The 16,260-nt window shown below is 61.3% G+C and carries 10 protein-coding genes; 4 read left to right on the top strand and 6 right to left on the bottom strand.

Translation table 11 applies throughout. The features are described 5' to 3' along the window. The first annotated feature begins 70 nt into the window (after nucleotides 1-70). On the top strand, nucleotides 71-1,030 hold the full coding sequence (yjiA, locus tag HX869_RS30070) for a GTPase (RefSeq protein WP_003215828.1): 960 nt from the start codon (nucleotides 71-73) through the stop codon (nucleotides 1,028-1,030). Nucleotides 1,031-1,227: 197 nt separating this feature from the next. Here the strand turns inward: yjiA and glyA are convergent, their stop codons facing one another. Then, nucleotides 1,228-2,481 (bottom strand): serine hydroxymethyltransferase, encoded by a 1,254-nt coding sequence (glyA, locus tag HX869_RS30065; RefSeq protein WP_008432824.1) that lies wholly within the window; start codon nucleotides 2,479-2,481, stop codon nucleotides 1,228-1,230. Between the two features lie 241 nt (nucleotides 2,482-2,722). After that, the gene (locus HX869_RS30060; RefSeq protein WP_023659180.1) at nucleotides 2,723-6,574 is read right to left on the bottom strand and encodes a bifunctional diguanylate cyclase/phosphodiesterase; all 3,852 of its coding nucleotides are present in this window, start codon (nucleotides 6,572-6,574) and stop codon (nucleotides 2,723-2,725) included. Nucleotides 6,575-6,859: 285 nt separating this feature from the next. Here HX869_RS30060 and ettA point away from each other — a divergent pair, with 285 nt between their 5' ends. After that, nucleotides 6,860-8,524 (top strand): energy-dependent translational throttle protein EttA, encoded by a 1,665-nt coding sequence (ettA, locus tag HX869_RS30055; RefSeq protein ID WP_003215833.1) that lies wholly within the window; start codon nucleotides 6,860-6,862, stop codon nucleotides 8,522-8,524. A 349-nt stretch (nucleotides 8,525-8,873) separates the two neighbouring features. Beyond that, nucleotides 8,874-10,211 carry an NADP-specific glutamate dehydrogenase gene (gdhA, locus tag HX869_RS30050; RefSeq protein ID WP_134327343.1) on the top strand — a complete coding sequence of 446 codons (1,338 nt, stop codon included), beginning with the start codon at nucleotides 8,874-8,876 and terminating at the stop codon, nucleotides 10,209-10,211. Here the strand turns inward: gdhA and HX869_RS30045 are convergent. The 4 genes from HX869_RS30045 to HX869_RS30030 form a co-directional block, all read right to left on the bottom strand. Continuing rightward, the gene (locus tag HX869_RS30045) at nucleotides 10,208-10,705 is read right to left on the bottom strand and encodes a GreA/GreB family elongation factor (RefSeq protein WP_177021861.1); all 498 of its coding nucleotides are present in this window, start codon (nucleotides 10,703-10,705) and stop codon (nucleotides 10,208-10,210) included. The two genes, gdhA and HX869_RS30045, sit on opposite strands and share 4 nt — an antisense overlap. A gap of 70 nt (nucleotides 10,706-10,775) precedes the next feature. After that, a complete protein-coding gene (locus HX869_RS30040) occupies nucleotides 10,776-11,132 on the bottom strand; it encodes a hypothetical protein (protein WP_003215838.1) in 357 nt (118 codons plus the stop codon). 389 nt (nucleotides 11,133-11,521) lie between these two features. Continuing rightward, nucleotides 11,522-13,375 carry a DUF4105 domain-containing protein gene (locus HX869_RS30035; RefSeq protein ID WP_087695249.1) on the bottom strand — a complete coding sequence of 618 codons (1,854 nt, stop codon included), beginning with the start codon at nucleotides 13,373-13,375 and terminating at the stop codon, nucleotides 11,522-11,524. A 94-nt stretch (nucleotides 13,376-13,469) separates the two neighbouring features. Then, nucleotides 13,470-13,958 carry a DUF3015 domain-containing protein gene (locus HX869_RS30030; RefSeq protein ID WP_003215845.1) on the bottom strand — a complete coding sequence of 163 codons (489 nt, stop codon included), beginning with the start codon at nucleotides 13,956-13,958 and terminating at the stop codon, nucleotides 13,470-13,472. A gap of 267 nt (nucleotides 13,959-14,225) precedes the next feature. On the opposite strand from HX869_RS30030, the gene HX869_RS30025 reads away from it, so the two are divergent. Further along, the coding region (locus HX869_RS30025; RefSeq protein WP_178904098.1) for a Lon protease family protein at nucleotides 14,226-16,260 on the top strand (2,035 nt) is incomplete at its 3' end.

Genomic DNA, 16,260 nt, shown 5'->3' with positions numbered 1-16,260 from the left:
TGACTGACACGCCGCCTTCGCGAGCAAGCCCGCTCCCACATTTGTTTTGTGTTTCTTCAAGGAGAATTCTTTGTCCTCTCCCATCCCCGTCACCGTCCTCAGCGGCTTCCTCGGCGCTGGCAAGACCACCTTGTTGCGTCACCTGCTCAAGGCCGAGCACGGCTTGAAAATCGCCGTGATCGAAAATGAATTCAGCGACGCCGGTATCGACACCCAACTGCTAGGCAGCGAGCCGGTGCAAGTCATGACCCTGTCCAATGGCTGCGTGTGCTGCACCATCCACACTGACCTGACCAAGGCCCTGTACCTGTTGCTGGAGCGCCTGGACAGCGGCGAGATCGCGTTCGACCGCCTGGTGATCGAGTGCACCGGCCTGGCCGACCCGGCCCCCGTGGCCCAGACCTTTTTCATCGATGAAGAACTGCGCGAGCGCTACATCCTCGACGGCATCATCACCCTGGTGGACGCGGCCCACGCCGAGCACCACCTGACCCAGACCATCGCCCAGGCGCAGATCGGGTTTGCCGACCGCCTGCTGGTGAGCAAGCGCGACCTGGTGGACGATGCCACCTTCGACGCCCTCAGCGAGCGCCTGACTCGTATCAACCGCCGGGCGCCGATTCGTGTGGTGGAACACGGCAAGATCGACCTCGCCGAACTGCTGGATGTGCGCGGCTTCAACCTCAACGCCGGCATGAGCCTGCGCCCGGTGAGCCAGGCGCCGTCCATCGACCGTATTTCCAGCCTGGTGCTGCGCACTGACCAGCCGCTGGATATCGACAAACTCAGCGAGTTCATGAACGAGCTGCTGGAAGACCACGGCAAGCAATTGCTGCGCTACAAAGGCGTGCTGAACATTGCCGGGGAAGACCGGCGCATGGTGTTCCAGGGCGTGCTGAAGCTCTACGGGTTCGATTGGGACACCGAATGGGCCGAAGGCGAAGCGCGGGAAAGTGTGATTGTGTTTATTGCTGACGAGTTGCCGGAAGAGAAGATTCGCGAAGGCTTTGCGCGGGTTTACCAATCCTGACTTGAAACGCAGTCAAAATGTGGGAGCGGGCTTGCTCGCGAAAGCGGTGTATCAGTCAGCCCATGCCTCAACTGACACAGCGCTTTCGCGAGCAAGCCCGCTCCCACATTTGATGTCATTTCAAATTGAGAAAGCAGCGTTTTCAGGCATGAAAAAGCCCGGCTCAAGAGCCGGGCTTTTCATTCAAGCAACTGCAATCAAGCGCCGTATACCGGCAGCTTCTTGCAGATGGCCTTGACCTTCTCACGCACAGCGTCAATCACTGCTTCGTTGTTCAGGTCAGCCAGGATGTCGCAGATCCAGCCAGCCAGTTCCTTGCACTCTGCTTCCTTGAAGCCACGAGTGGTCACAGCCGGGGTGCCGAAGCGCAGGCCGGAGGTGACGAACGGCGAACGTGGGTCGTTCGGTACCGAGTTCTTGTTCACGGTGATGAAGGCTTTGCCCAGAGCGGCGTCAGCGTCTTTACCGGAGATGTCCTGCTTGATCAGCGACAGCAGGAACAGGTGGTTCTCAGTACCGCCGGACACCACGTCAAAACCGCGCTCGATGAACACGCCGGCCATGGCCTTGGCGTTTTTCACCACTTGCTGCTGGTAGGTCTTGAACTCAGGCTGCAGGGCTTCCTTGAAGCAGATCGCTTTGGCGGCGATCACGTGCTCCAGCGGGCCACCCTGGCCGCCCGGGAATACCGCGGAGTTCAGCTTCTTCTCGATCTCGGCGTTGGCGCGAGCCAGGATCAGGCCGCCACGTGGACCGCGCAGGGTCTTGTGGGTGGTGGTGGTCACGACGTCAGCGAACGGCACCGGGTTCGGGTAGACGCCAGCGGCGACCAGACCGGCCACGTGGGCCATGTCGACGAACAGGTAGGCGCCGACCTTGTCAGCGATTTCGCGGAAGCGTGGGAAATCCAGGATCTGCGAGTAGGCAGAGAAACCGGCCACGATCATTTTTGGCTTGTGCTCAACGGCCAGGCGCTCGACTTCGTCGTAGTCGATCAGGCCGTTGCCGTCGATGCCGTACTGAACGGCGTTGTACAGCTTGCCGGAGGAGGAAACGCTGGCGCCGTGGGTCAGGTGACCGCCGTGGGCCAGGCTCATGCCCAGGATGGTGTCGCCCGCTTGCAGCAGGGCCAGGTACACGGCGCTGTTGGCTTGGGAGCCGGCGTGTGGCTGGACGTTGGCGTAATCGGCGCCGAACAGTTCCTTGGCGCGGTCGATGGCCAGTTGCTCAACGATGTCGACGAACTCGCAACCGCCGTAGTAGCGCTTGCCCGGGTAGCCTTCGGCGTACTTGTTGGTCAGAACCGAACCTTGAGCCTCCATCACGGCGGGGCTGGTGTAGTTTTCCGAAGCGATCAGCTCAATGTGCTCTTCCTGGCGCTGAGCTTCTTGCTCCATGGCGGCAAAGAGATCGGCGTCGTACTTGGCAATAGTCAAATCACGGCTGAACATGGCGGTCCTCAAGGATCGGGGGCAGAAAAGAAGCGCATTCTAACCCAATGGGTTTTAGATGGCATATGAAAGGACATCATGTCGCGGACAAGCGGGGCTCATCTGGGGATAGGTGGTGTTTGTTCGGGCCCCTTCGCGAGCAAGCCCGCTCCCACATTCAATCGGGTTCCTTCAGGTGGAATACGGTCGAATGTGGGAGCGGGCTTGCTCGCGAAGAGGCCATCCGCATCACCTGAGGATTTCAGTCGAACATGAACAGCGCATCATTGCTGAACTGCGCCTCAAACCGGTTCGCCGGCATCGGTCGCCCGAACAGGTAGCCCTGCACCTCATCGCAACCGTGCTCCCGCAGGAAGTCCAGCTGCTCATGGGTTTCCACACCCTCGGCGATCACCGCCAGGTTCAGGCTGTGGGCCATGGCGATAATCGCCCGGGCAATCTGCGCATCCTGCTCACCCGACGGCAGGCCGTCGACAAAGGTACGGTCGATCTTCAGCACGTCGATGGGGAACTGCTTGAGGTAGTTCAGCGATGAATAACCGGTGCCGAAGTCATCTACCGCGATGCTCAGGCCGAGGTTTTTCAGGCTGGCGAGGATCTGCATCGCTTCGTTGACCTCGCGCATCAGGATACTTTCGGTCAGCTCCAGCTCCAGGCACGCCGGCGGCAGGCCGGTGTCCTTGAGGATGGTGGCGATGCGCTCGCCCAGTTGCCCGTCGGAGAACTGCCGGGCCGAAATGTTGACCGAGACCTTGGGTACCCGCACCTTGTTCTGGTGCCAGGTCTTGAGTTGGCGGCAGGCTTCGCTGATCACCCAGTCACCCACGTCCACCACCAGCCCCAACTCCTCCAACACCGGGATGAAGTCCCCCGGCGGCACTAGCCCGCGACGCGGATGGCGCCAGCGCAGCAGGGCTTCGGCGCCGGTCAAACGTTTGCCGTCGCCGCTGAACTGCGGCTGGTAATACAGCACGAATTCGTTCTGTTCCAGGGCGTGGCGCAGGTCGCTTTCCAGCTCCAGGCGTTCCAGGGCGCTGGCGTTCATGTCGGCCTGGTAGAACTGGAAGTTGTTCTTGCCCCGCTCCTTGGCGTGGTACATCGCCGTGTCGGCGTTTTTCATCAACTGGCTGAGTTCGTTGCCGTCCTGCGGGCTCAGGGCGATGCCGATACTGGCGGTGACGAAGAACTCGCGGCCCTCCAGCACAAACGGCTTCACCAGGCTGGCCAGAATCTGCTCGGCCACGTGAATCGCCCGGTTCAGCGCCATCTCACGGTTGACCCGCGGTTGCAGCAGCAAGGTGAATTCGTCGCCGCCCATGCGTGCCACGGTGTCGTCTTCGGCGACGCAGCCCAGCAGGCGGGTGGCCATTTCCTTGAGCATGCGGTCGCCGGCGGCGTGGCCCAGGGAGTCGTTGATCGGCTTGAAGCGGTCGAGGTCGAGGAACATCAACACCACCCACGACTTCTGCCGTTCCGCCGATTGCAGCGCGGTGTGCAGGCGGTCCTGGAACAGCGTGCGGTTGGGCAGGTGGGTCAGGGCGTCGTAGTAGGCCAGGCGGTGGATGCGCTGCTCGCTGGCCTTGCGCTCGCTGATGTCGCTGAAGAAGCACACGTAGCTGGCCAGGTCGCCTTCGTCATCGAACACGGCAGTAATTCCGACCCAGGCCGGGTAGTGCTCGCCGTTGCGGCGCTTGAGCCACACTTCGCCTTCCCAGGTGCTGTGCTGGTGCAATTGCTTGAGCACGTAGCGCAGGTGGGCTTCCTGCTGTTCGTCGACGGTGAGCATGTTCGGCAACTGGTCGAGCACGTCCGCCACCGCATAACCGCTGACCCGGCTGAACGCCTCGTTGGCCTGCACGATGTAGCCGGCCGGGTCGGTGATCAGGATCGCCGAGGTGGAGTGTTCGAATACCGTGGCCGCCATGCGCAGGTCTTTTTCCGCACGGCGCTGCTGGCTGATATCGCGACCCACGCCAAGGATGCCCTCGAACGCGCCATGTTCGTCCCACACCAGCACCAGGCGCAGTTCGATGGGGATCTTGCGCCCGTCGGCCCGCAGGCAGTCGAACAGGAACAGTTGGGTCTGCACGTCGTTGCGCAAGGCCGCGAGGGATTCGGGTTGGTCCAGGGCGCGGCTGACTTGCTCCACCAGGGAGTAGATACCGGTCAGTTGCTGCGGGTTGGCGATGGTCGATTGCCAGCCGTTTTCGAAGATCCAGTCGACGTCATAGCCCAGCACCGCGTTCACCGAAGGGCTGACGTAGTTGAGGGCCAGCTTGCTGTCGGTGGAGAAGATTACGTCGCTGATGCTTTCCGCCAGCATGCGGTAGCGCTGTTCGCTGTCACGCAGGGATTCACTGGCTTCGATCTGGTCGGTGATGTCCTTGGCGACGCCGATGATGCGCGTCACCTGGTCAGTCTTGTCACGGGCCAGGGCCTGTTCGCGGATGTCGAAGCGCCGCCATTGGTTGTTGCGGTGGCGAAAGCGCAACTGGCACTGCAACTGGCTCAGGTAGCCGGCCTGGCGCTGTTGCAGGCGCAGGTCGTGGTAGCGCTCGGCGTCTTCGGGGTGCAGCAGGATCTCCCAGAAGTACTCGCCCATCTGCTGCAGCTCGGGCTTGTTGTAGCCCAGGGTGTGGCCCAGGTGGTGGTTGCTGAAAATCATCCGCTGGCTGATCACGTCCTGCACATACAGGTGATCGGGCACGGTGCGCACCACGTCCGACCAGAAACTCTCGCGCTCCACCAGTGACAACTCGATCAGCTTGCGGCTGGTGATGTCGCTGATGCTCAGGATCACGGCCTTGAAGTCGTCCTGTTGTTCCGGCAGGCGCATCACCAGCCACAGGTATTGGTCGTTGCCTTCGATATCGCTGAGCTGGATTTCCAGTTCAAGCTGCTTCTGCTGGGTCAGCACCGCGTCGATCACCTGGTTGCCGATGGCGGTCGGGCTCGACGGGCAGGCGTCGATCAGGCGTTCCCAGGCCTGCTCGCAAGAGGCAACATTCAGCAAGCGCACTGCCACCTGGTTGACCTCGGTGATGCGCAGTTCCTTGAGCAGTTGCTGGCGCTGTTCCGGGTTGTCTTGCAGCAACTGTTGCAACTGCTCGCGGGTTTGCAGTCGGGCTCTATCGAAGAACGCGCGCAGGCCCGACAGGTCGAGCACGCACAGGGCCACGCCGGTGCCTTCGAAAATATCCTGGTAGCGCCGGCGCCCCTCGTGCACCTGGCGCTGGCGGCGGCGCATGTTCAGCAGCACGATCACCGGGATCAGCGAGAAGGCCAGGCCCAACAGGCATTTGCCGATAAAGGCTGGCAGCAGTTGCTCCAGCACGGCGGCGCGGTCGAACAGGCCGCGCAGTTGCCAGTCGCTCTTGCTCAGGGGCGTGACCAGTACACTTTTGTTCAACTCGTCCGGGGTCAACGCGGTGGCCCATTGGGCCGGCATCCCGCTGTCACGGCTGACCACCCGGTGGTTGAGGCGGTTTTCGATGACCCACATCGGGCGCTGGCCCTGGCCATCCTGGCGGGTCAGGTTGGCCAGGTAATTGGGGGCCAGGCGCAAGGCCCAGTACATCTTGGTGCCGCCGCTGGGCTGGTGCAGCAGCAGGTAGATGACGGTGCCGTCGTTGTTGTTGCTCAGGTAATAGGACTGGGCGTGGCTGCGCTTGACCAGTTCTTCGAGCCAGGCGCTGTCCTGGCTGTCGCTGGCGCTGTCACTGATCATCGCGCCGCTGGGGGCGAGCAGGGCGACGCTGCGCAACTCCGGCAAGGAGCGTTGCAAGGTGCGCATCAGGATTTGTTGCTGTTCGGCGTCCCGCGGCGGTTCGACGATCGGGAGCAGGTTCAGCGCGATCTGCGCACTGAGGGCCATGTTCAGGCTGATCTGTTCGGCCAGGTCGGCGCTGTAGTCGATGGTGTATTGCTGCTGGTTTTTCTGGTTTTGCTGCAACTGGTCCAGCAGTTGCCAGAACAATAACGCGAGCAGCAACAGGACCAGCGTCGCCAATGCGCCCTTCAGGGTTCCGTGCAGGGGCGCTCCCGGCGCTATATGAGCGGCGCGCAGGGGAGTTGGCGGCGTTACGTTGGACAAACTGTGATCCTGCGGTTTGGCTGGACTGGCGCGCGACGTGCACTATAAGCCGGACGCCCGGAGGGCGGCTAGCATGCCTTGTGTTGTGGCAAAGTGCCAGCCCCGCCTGGCTGGACTGCCCACCCGCATTCAGGTAGCTTTGCCGGTTACGCGAGGGCGTTCCAGCCCCAGACAATCAGGCATCTACCGCACGCAGGCATTGATAGACATCAACGGCCCGCGCGGCGCATGGCCTGGCACGGGTTTCGCCCGCTTAATTCATCAGTCACTGACGCTAGGTTCACCATGGCTCAATACGTCTTCACCATGCATCGGCTGGGAAAAGTTGTTCCGCCGAAGCGGGAAATCCTGAAAAACATTTCTCTGTCCTTCTTCCCGGGCGCCAAGATCGGCGTGCTCGGCCTCAACGGTTCGGGTAAATCCACCCTGTTGAAAATCATGGCCGGCGTCGACACCGAGTTCGACGGCGAAGCCCGCCCGATGCCCGACCTGAACATCGGCTACCTGCCACAGGAACCTATCCTGGACCCGACCAAGACCGTGCGTGAAGTGGTCGAGGAAGCGGTCAGCGTGATCAAGAACGCCCAGGCCCGCCTGGACGAGGTCTACGCGGCCTACGCTGAAGAAGACGCCGACTTCGACAAACTGGCGGCAGAACAGGCCAAGCTCGAAGCCATCCTGCAAGCCGCCGACGGTCACAACCTGGACCGCCAGCTGGAAGTCGCCGCCGACGCGCTGCGCCTGCCGGCGTGGGACGCCAAGGTTGAACACCTGTCCGGTGGTGAAAAGCGTCGTGTGGCCCTGTGCCGCCTGCTGCTGTCGGCCCCCGACATGCTGCTGCTCGACGAACCGACCAACCACCTGGACGCCGATTCCGTCGCCTGGCTGGAGCATTTCCTGCACGACTTCCCGGGCACCGTGGTTGCGATCACGCACGACCGGTACTTCCTGGACAACGTTGCTGGCTGGATCCTCGAGCTCGACCGTGGCGCCGGTATCCCTTACGAGGGCAACTACTCCGGTTGGCTGGAAGCCAAGTCCGACCGTCTGGCCGCCGAATCCAAGCAACAGTCGGCCCATGAAAAGGCCATGAAAGACGAGCTGGAATGGGTGCGTAAAGGCGCCAAGGCGCGTCAGTCGAAATCCAAGGCCCGTCTGGCACGTTTCGAAGAGATGCAGTCCCAGGAATTCCAGAAGCGTTCCGAGACCAACGAAATCTACATCCCGGCCGGTCCGCGCCTGGGTGACAAGGTCATCGAGTTCAAGAACGTCTGCAAGGGCTACGGCGACCGCGTGTTGATCGACAACCTGTCGTTCTCCATGCCAAAAGGCGCCATCGTTGGCGTGATCGGCGGTAACGGTGCGGGTAAATCCACACTGTTCCGCATGCTGATGGGCAAGGAACAACCGGACTCGGGCACCATCGAAGTCGGCGAAACCGTGCAGCTGGCTTGCGTTGACCAGAGCCGCGACGACCTCGACGGCAGCAAGACGGTGTTCCAGCAGATTTCCGACGGTTCCGACCAGATCCGTATCGGCAACTACGAAATCCCGTCGCGCACCTACGTGGGTCGCTTCAACTTCAAGGGCGGCGACCAGCAGAAGTTCGTCAAGGACCTGTCCGGTGGTGAGCGCGGTCGCTTGCACCTGGCCCTGACCCTGAAAGAAGGCGGCAACGTATTGCTGCTCGACGAACCGTCAAACGACCTCGACGTTGAAACCCTGCGTTCCCTGGAAGAAGCCCTGCTGGACTTCCCGGGCGCCGCCATTGTGATCTCTCACGATCGGTGGTTCCTTGACCGCGTGGCCACTCACATCCTGGCGTACGAAGACGACTCCCAGGCGGTGTTCTTCGAAGGCAACTACACCGAATACGAAGCCGATCGCAAGAAACGCCTCGGCGAAGCTGCTGCCCAGCCGCATCGTGTACGGCACAAGAAGCTGGCCTGATCCGGGTTGGTGGTTTGAACAAGCGGAGCCTTCGGGTTCCGCTTTTTTTTGCGTGTTTTCAGGTGGACCGCGTCGTCTGCATCGCAGGCAAGCCAGCTCCCACAGTTGACCGCATTGTCATGGATGTACTGGATCAAATGTAGGAGCTGGCTTGCCTGTGATAGCGGATTAACTGTTGGTGCAAGGCCTGGATTGAAATCCTCATTAAGGTGCAAAAAACGCCTGTATTTATATCTAATGCACCATTTAAATTCACAAAAGCGACATTTTGCCCTGTCGCGGTGCGACATGAATTGATAAAGTCCGGGACAAATCTCCTTTAACGACAATAAATTTGCCGAGACTTTTCATGATCGAATCCGTTGAATCCTTCCTTGCCCGCCTCAAGAAACGCGACCCCGACCAGCCGGAATTCCACCAGGCCGTGGAAGAAGTCCTGCGCAGTTTGTGGCCGTTTCTTGAAGCCAATCCCCACTACCTGAACTCGGGCATCCTGGAGCGCATCTGCGAGCCGGAGCGTGCGATTGTGTTCCGGGTCTCGTGGGAAGATGACCAGGGCAAGGTACGAGTCAATCGCGGGTTCCGGATCCAGATGAACAGCGCCATCGGCCCCTACAAAGGAGGCCTGCGCTTCCACCCGTCGGTGAACCTGGGCGTGCTGAAATTTCTCGCCTTCGAACAAACCTTCAAGAACTCCCTGACCTCGCTGCCCATGGGCGGCGGCAAGGGCGGCTCGGACTTCGATCCCAAGGGCAAGAGCGACGCCGAGGTGATGCGTTTCTGCCAGGCGTTCATGAGCGAGCTGTATCGACATATCGGCTCGGACGTGGACGTGCCCGCCGGTGATATTGGCGTGGGCGCCCGGGAGATCGGCTTCCTGTTCGGCCAGTACAAGCGCCTGAGCAACCAGTTCACCTCGGTGCTGACCGGCAAGGGCATGAGCTACGGCGGCAGCCTGATTCGCCCGGAGGCCACCGGTTTTGGCTGCGTGTACTTCGCTGAAGAAATGCTCAAGCGCAACGGCGAGCGGGTCGAAGGCAAGCGCGTGGCCATCTCCGGCTCCGGCAACGTCGCCCAGTACGCGGCGCGCAAGGTCATGGACCTGGGCGGCAAGGTGATTTCCTTGTCCGACTCCGAAGGCACTCTGTACTGCGAAAGCGGTTTGACCGAAGAACAATGGTCGGCACTGCTTGAACTGAAAAACGTACAGCGCGGGCGCATCAGCGAGCTGGCACCGCGTTTCGGCCTGGAATTCCGCGCTGGCAAAGCACCATGGGAACTGGCCTGCGACATCGCGTTGCCCTGCGCCACCCAGAATGAACTGGACGCCGAAGCGGCGCGCACCCTGTTGCGCAATGGCTGCGTCTGCGTGGCCGAAGGCGCCAACATGCCGACCACCCTGGAGGCGGTGGATATCTTTATCGAGGCCGGCATCCTGTTCGCGCCGGGCAAGGCGTCCAATGCCGGCGGGGTGGCGGTGAGCGGGCTGGAGATGTCGCAGAACGCCATGCGCCTGCTGTGGACCGCCGGTGAAGTGGACAGCAAGCTGCACAACATCATGCAGTCGATCCACCATGCGTGCGTGCACTACGGCGAAGAGAACGGCCGGGTCAACTACGTGAAGGGCGCCAACATTGCAGGCTTCGTGAAGGTTGCGGATGCAATGCTGGCCCAGGGCATCGTTTAACCCTCGGGTTCGATGCGCAGGATTTCGATCAACTGATCACCGACGGGGCGCTTCCACAGCACCTCGTCGCCCACCTGTGCACCCAGCAGAGCGCGGCCCAGTGGCGAACCCCAGTTGATCAGGCCCACCGTGGCGTCGGCCTGGTCTTCGCCCACTAACTGAATGCGCTGCTCTTCGTCCTGTTCGTTGGCAAAGGTCACCCAGCTGCCGATTTGCACCTTGTCGGTGGAGGTTGCCGGCGCCACCACCTGTGCGCTTTGCAGGCGCTGGTTGAAGTAACGCAAATCCCGCTCAAGGTCGGCCTGGCGCTGTTTATCGGCCTGCTCGCCCTTGGCGGATTCTTCGCTGTGCTCATGCTGCAACTGCGCGACCCTGGCCTGCAATTGTGCAAGTCCGCGGGCAGTGAGGTGATTGGGTTGCGCGCTGACCTGGCGTTCCACCGGTTGGCTGGCCTGGGCAGCGGCGCTGTCTTCGTTGACGAAAGCTCGACTCATGACGTTCTCCTGCTATGGAGTTTGGGCCATGGTCGCAGGGGTTAAGTTTCGCTGGATGTCTGGAAGCGACCTATTGCGAGCGAAAGGCCCTGGCAGCGTCGCGGTCTTTTTCCTGTTGCCAGGCGCGTTCGCGGTCGTCCCAGTGGCGATTCTTGTAGTCGTTCAGGTCTTCGTTCTCGCGCATGGCCTTGCATTGGCGAAAGCCATCATCCCAGCCTTCGGCGTAGGTGCGGTCTTTCAGGTAGCGCGGGACGTTCTTGCGAAATTCGCCGGTGATCACCCCGGCGGCTTGGCGGCCGCTGCTGCAACCGTCGTCATAGCCATCGGCGAAGGCGGGTGGATAACCCTTGGCCAGCAAATCCTCATGGGTTGATTGGCAACCCGACAGCAGGGCCAACAGGCCCAGCACTACAGCGTACCGCCACATCGCTTGCTCCCTGGCCGTTGAACGGCTGATGGGGGAAGTGTAGGAGTGGATTCGTTCGGGGTATGTGAAACGGATGTGAGAAATCCGTGTGACGCTGCTGCTTCGGGCGATCACGCGTCCCCTGTGGCGAGGGAGCTTGCTCCCGCTGGGGCGCGAAGCGGCCCCTGTTCAGGGTATTGAGATATTCCAGAGAGGGTGAGGTGTCTGGTTTTGGGGCTGCTGCGCAGCCCCGCGGGAGCAAGCTCCTTATGGACTAATTAGAGATCGTTCCCACGCTCTGCGTGGGCATGCCGCTCTGGACGCTCTGCGTCCGCTTTTAAAGGTCGTGACGCAGAGCGTCACAGGATGCATTCCCACGCGGAGCGTGGGAACGATCTACGGCTCAGGGATTAATAGTGATACCACTTCACTTCCAGCATCACTTCGTTCACCGGTGTCGCGAGGTGGCTGTATTCCCGCTGCGCACTCAGTCTCAGCCCCAGGTTGCGCGACAATTCCCACTGTTGATTCAGGCTGATACTGCGCCGCACCTCGCCATTGGTGAAGAAGTCACCCTTGGCTTCCAGGCTCAGGTTGCCCAGCGGGTTGCGCCACAACACACCTGTATTGAACCCGGCAGCCGGGGAGATGGCTTCACCGAAGTCGCTGTTGTGCTCCACGCGCACCGTGCCGAGGGCGAAGCCAAGCATGTCGTCGCGCAGTTGCCAGGTGCCGCCCGCGCCACCGTTGACGTGGCTGACGAGTGTCTCGTCGTCATGCTTGCCCGGTACGCGCTCCAGGCCGCCGGTGACTTGCCACGACCAGGGCTGCAGCAGCTCGTTGCGTGGGGTCAGTGAGCGGATGGTTGCCAGATCCAGTTGCTGCAATTGCCAGTGGTTGCCTTCGTACTGGCGCAGTTTCATTTGCAGGATTTCAATCTGCGCGCCCAAGGGGAAGCCTTCGGCGTTGTCGTTCAGGTCGTGGTAGGCCATGCGCAGGCCGTATTCGCCGAAAGCCTTGTCGCCCCGGGTGCCGATGCCGGCTTGCCAGGTGCGGGATTCGTGGCCGTCTTCGGGCAGGCCGGGGCGTTCGATCTTCAGGTCCGGCGCCGGGTTCTGGTTGATCGCCCGCAGCAGTTCGAAGCTGCGCTGGGAGCGTTCGGTGTCGCGCTCCAGGCCGTTGGCGCGGTAGCGGCCAAGGCGGTAGGCAGCGTCGATGATCAGGGCCTGGCGGTCTTTGGCGATGGCCTTGAACGCCGGGTCCTGCAGTTGTTTCTGGTCGTCGCTGATCTTCAGCACCCATTGCTGCTCGTCGCTGTCCAGCGGCTTGGCGCGTTCCAGCAGCTCCCGTTCACGGGAAGGGCGGTAATCGATTTTCTCCACCAGGCCGGCTTCTTTCACGGCTTTTACCGTGTCGGTAGGGATCGCGGTCAGCGGGAATTGTTCGGTTAACCGCAGGCTTGGGCGGGCCACTTGCAGCAGTTCCAGCAGGCGATAGGAGCAGTTTTCGTCGAAGAAGAAATAGTCGAATTGGATCTGCTTGAGTTCCCACACGTGCTCGACCATGCGCTCGGTCTCGACCTGGGTCAGGTTCAGGCGGTATTCCCACAGGTCGCGGTTCTCCAGGCTACGGTATTCCGAGAGTTTTTCCTGGTAGGGCACCAGCGCGAACAGGCCCGGGTAGCCGCCCATCAGGCCCTTCCAGGCGTAGAGGATGCTGTTGTCCGAGCCTTCGATATAGGCGCCAAAGTTGATCGCGTAGCTGAGCAGGGCGGTGTTGTTGCTCTGCACGTCAGCCTGGTCGATGCGCAGCAGGGTATGGCCGAACATTGATGACGGGCTGTTGAGGTAGGCCGCCGGGAAGATCATCACCGCGCTGTGGGGGGCGACGTCCTTGAACCATTGCTTGAACTCCTTGCAGTCCAGCGCCGGCAAGTCGCTCAGGTGCAACTGGTCCTTGAGCCAGCGTGTACGTGCCGGGTAAACGCATTGGGCGTGCTTTTCGCCGAGGCTGGCCGGGGCATACAGCGCCTCGACAGTGGCCTTCAGCTCCTGGTCCGGATGGTGGGCGCCATCGGGAGCGAGGAAGAATTTCTTGTCGCTGACATAGCTGCGCCAGCCTTTGAACTTGCCGGATTCGTAGTGCCCCAGCGAAAGCCAGAACGGGTCGTTGGCCAGTTGCTGCAAACGTTGATCATCAAGGTGCGGCGCCGCATACAGCGGGGCGCAGGCGAAGAGTGCCAGGTAGGCAAGGCGTTTGAGCATGTGGGCAACTTAAGTCGAGATAAAAAGACCCAAAGGGGAGGCAGGTCCAAAAATAATAAAAACCCGTGCCTCGAAAGGCACGGGCGGGTCGAGCTTAAGCCTGGGTAGCGTATTTCGCCAGACGGGTGTCGCTTTTCAGTACAGCCAGGGTGTTGTTGTGCACGTCATCAGCGGTTACGTCAGCCTTGCTGAAGATTTGCTGGAAGTGCTCGTGAGTCACAGCGGCAAAGTGCTCGCGGTCTTCAGGAGCAACGCCCAGTACTACAGCGTAGGTAGTCAGCGCTTCGCCGTTACCCTTGGCCATGTCTTCGGACAGCTCGTTCATCATGCCATTCATGGCAATCCACGATTTGCCACCGTAGGTCAGTGCGCTGTTGGTGCTGCAGCCGTTGGTGCCCGAGGTCATGCCGAACGTGGCGTTACCCGAGGTACCGTTGGTGGTGGAGGCCAGGAAGTGAGCCGGAGTGCCGCGTTGGCCTTCGAACAACATGTTGCCCCAACCGCAGTTCGGGCCACCTGGCGCTTCTGCCATTGCATTGAGGGAGACGACGGTGAAGAGAGTACCGAGAAGGATCCGTTTCATAGCTTTGTTCTCTTTGTGTGCAAACCAATGGACAAGGGTTCAGGTGCCTGACAGCACCCTAGGGGTCGGTTATTAGTCCAACCCGCAGCAGGTTGGAGTTTAGGCATGATCCAAGGGTTCCGTGACTTTTTATGAAACAAGCCGGAAACACTCGGTTTTTTTACAGCCCCGAACACGGGGCTATGCTTTCCCCAAGCCGTCCTTGCCAGCCGGCCCAACCCGGCGCCAGAATGCCGTCATCTGCCCCGCCTGATGTAAGGAAGCCCGATGCCTGATCCTGTTGCTGCCAGCTTGCGTCTAGCGCCCGAAGCGCTGACCCGTCCTTTTTCCGCTGAACAGTTCAGCTTCTCGACCACCAATGATTTGGAGCCCTTTCGCGGTGTGCTTGGCCAGGAACGTGCGGTCGAAGCCTTGCAGTTTGGTGTGGCCATGCCACGCCCCGGTTACAACGTATTTGTGATGGGCGAGCCCGGTACCGGGCGCTTTTCGTTCGTCAAACGCTACCTCAAGGCCGAAGGCAAGCGCCTGCAGACCCCGGCCGACTGGGTCTACGTCAATAATTTCGATGAGCCTCGCGAACCCCGCGCGCTGGAACTGCCTGCGGGCGGTGCTGCCGCGTTCATCTCCGATATCAACGGCCTGATCGACAACCTGGTCGCGACCTTCCCGGCGGTGTTTGAACACCCGACGTATCAACAGCGCAAAAGCGCCATCGACCGTGCCTTCAACCAGCGTTATGACCGTGCCCTGGACGTCATCGAGCGCCTGGCCCTGGAAAAAGACGTGGCGCTGTACCGTGACAGCACCAACATTGCGTTTACCCCGATGCTCGACGGCAAGGCCCTGGACGAGGCCGAGTTCTCGCAGTTGCCCGAAGCCGACCGCGAGCGTTTCCACACCGATATTTCCGAACTGGAAGAACGCCTCAACGAAGAACTCGCCAGCCTGCCCCAGTGGAAGCGCGAGTCCAATAACCAGATGCGCCAGTTCAACGAAGAAACCATCACGCTGGCCTTGCAGCCACTGCTGGCGCCGTTGTCCGAAAAATATGCGGAGAACGCGGCCGTCTGCGGCTACTTGCAGGCGATGCAGGTCTACCTGCTGAAAACCGTGGTCGAGCAGTTGGTGGACGACGCGAAAACCGACGCCCAGGCCCGCAAGTTGCTGGAAGAACAGTACTGCCCGAGCCTGGTGGTGGGGCATCCGATCAACGGTGGCGCGCCGGTGGTCTTCGAGCCGCATCCGACCTACGACAACCTGTTCGGTCGTATTGAATACAGCACCGACCAGGGCGCGCTCTACACCACCTATCGCCAATTGCGCCCGGGTGCGCTGCATCGTGCCAACGGTGGTTTCCTGATCCTTGAAGCCGAGAAGATGCTCAGCGAGCCGTTTGTATGGGACGCCCTCAAGCGTGCCCTGCAATCGCGCAAGCTGAAGATGGAATCACCGCTGGGCGAACTGGGTCGCCTGGCCACGGTGACCCTCAACCCGCAAGTGATCCCGTTGCAGCTCAAGGTGATCATCATCGGCTCCCGCCAGTTGTACTACGCGTTGCAGGACGCGGATCCGGACTTCCAGGAGATGTTCCGGGTACTGGTGGATTTTGACGAAGACATCCCGATGGTGGATGAAAGCCTGGAGCAGTTCGCCCAGTTGCTGAAAACCCGCACCTCGGAAGAAGGCATGGCGCCGTTGACCTCCGATGCGGTGGCGCGGCTGGCGACCTACAGCGCGCGGTTGGCGGAGAACCAGGGCCGCTTGTCGGCGCGTATCGGTGATTTGTTCCAGCTGGTCAGCGAAGCGGACTTCATTCGTCACCTGGCCGGTGATGAGCGCACCGACTCCGGGCACATCGAGCGCGCACTCAAGGCCAAGGCCACGCGCACCGGGCGGGTGTCGGCGCGGATTCTCGACGACATGCTCGCCGGGGTGATCCTGATCGACACCGCCGGCGCGGCGGTGGGCAAGTGCAACGGGCTGACGGTGCTGGAGGTGGGTGACTCGGCGTTTGGTGTGCCGGCGCGGATTTCTGCCACGGTGTACCCGGGCGGCAGCGGTATCGTCGATATCGAGCGTGAAGTTAACCTCGGCCAGCCGATTCACTCCAAGGGCGTGATGATCCTCACCGGTTACCTGGGCAGCCGTTATGCCCAGGAATTCCCGTTGGCGATCTCGGCGAGTATCGCCCTGGAGCAGTCCTACGGCTATGTCGACGGCGACAGCGCGTCGCTGGGCGAGGCCTGCACCTTGATCTCGGCCCTGTCGAAGACGCCGCTCAAGCAGTGCTTTGCCATCACCG

Origin of the sequence: Pseudomonas sp. P7779, from assembly GCF_013386315.1 — a bacterium.
Lineage (GTDB): Bacteria > Pseudomonadota > Gammaproteobacteria > Pseudomonadales > Pseudomonadaceae > Aquipseudomonas.
Note: the sequence above shows the minus strand (reverse complement) of the source record. Positions and strands in the feature narration are given on the sequence as shown.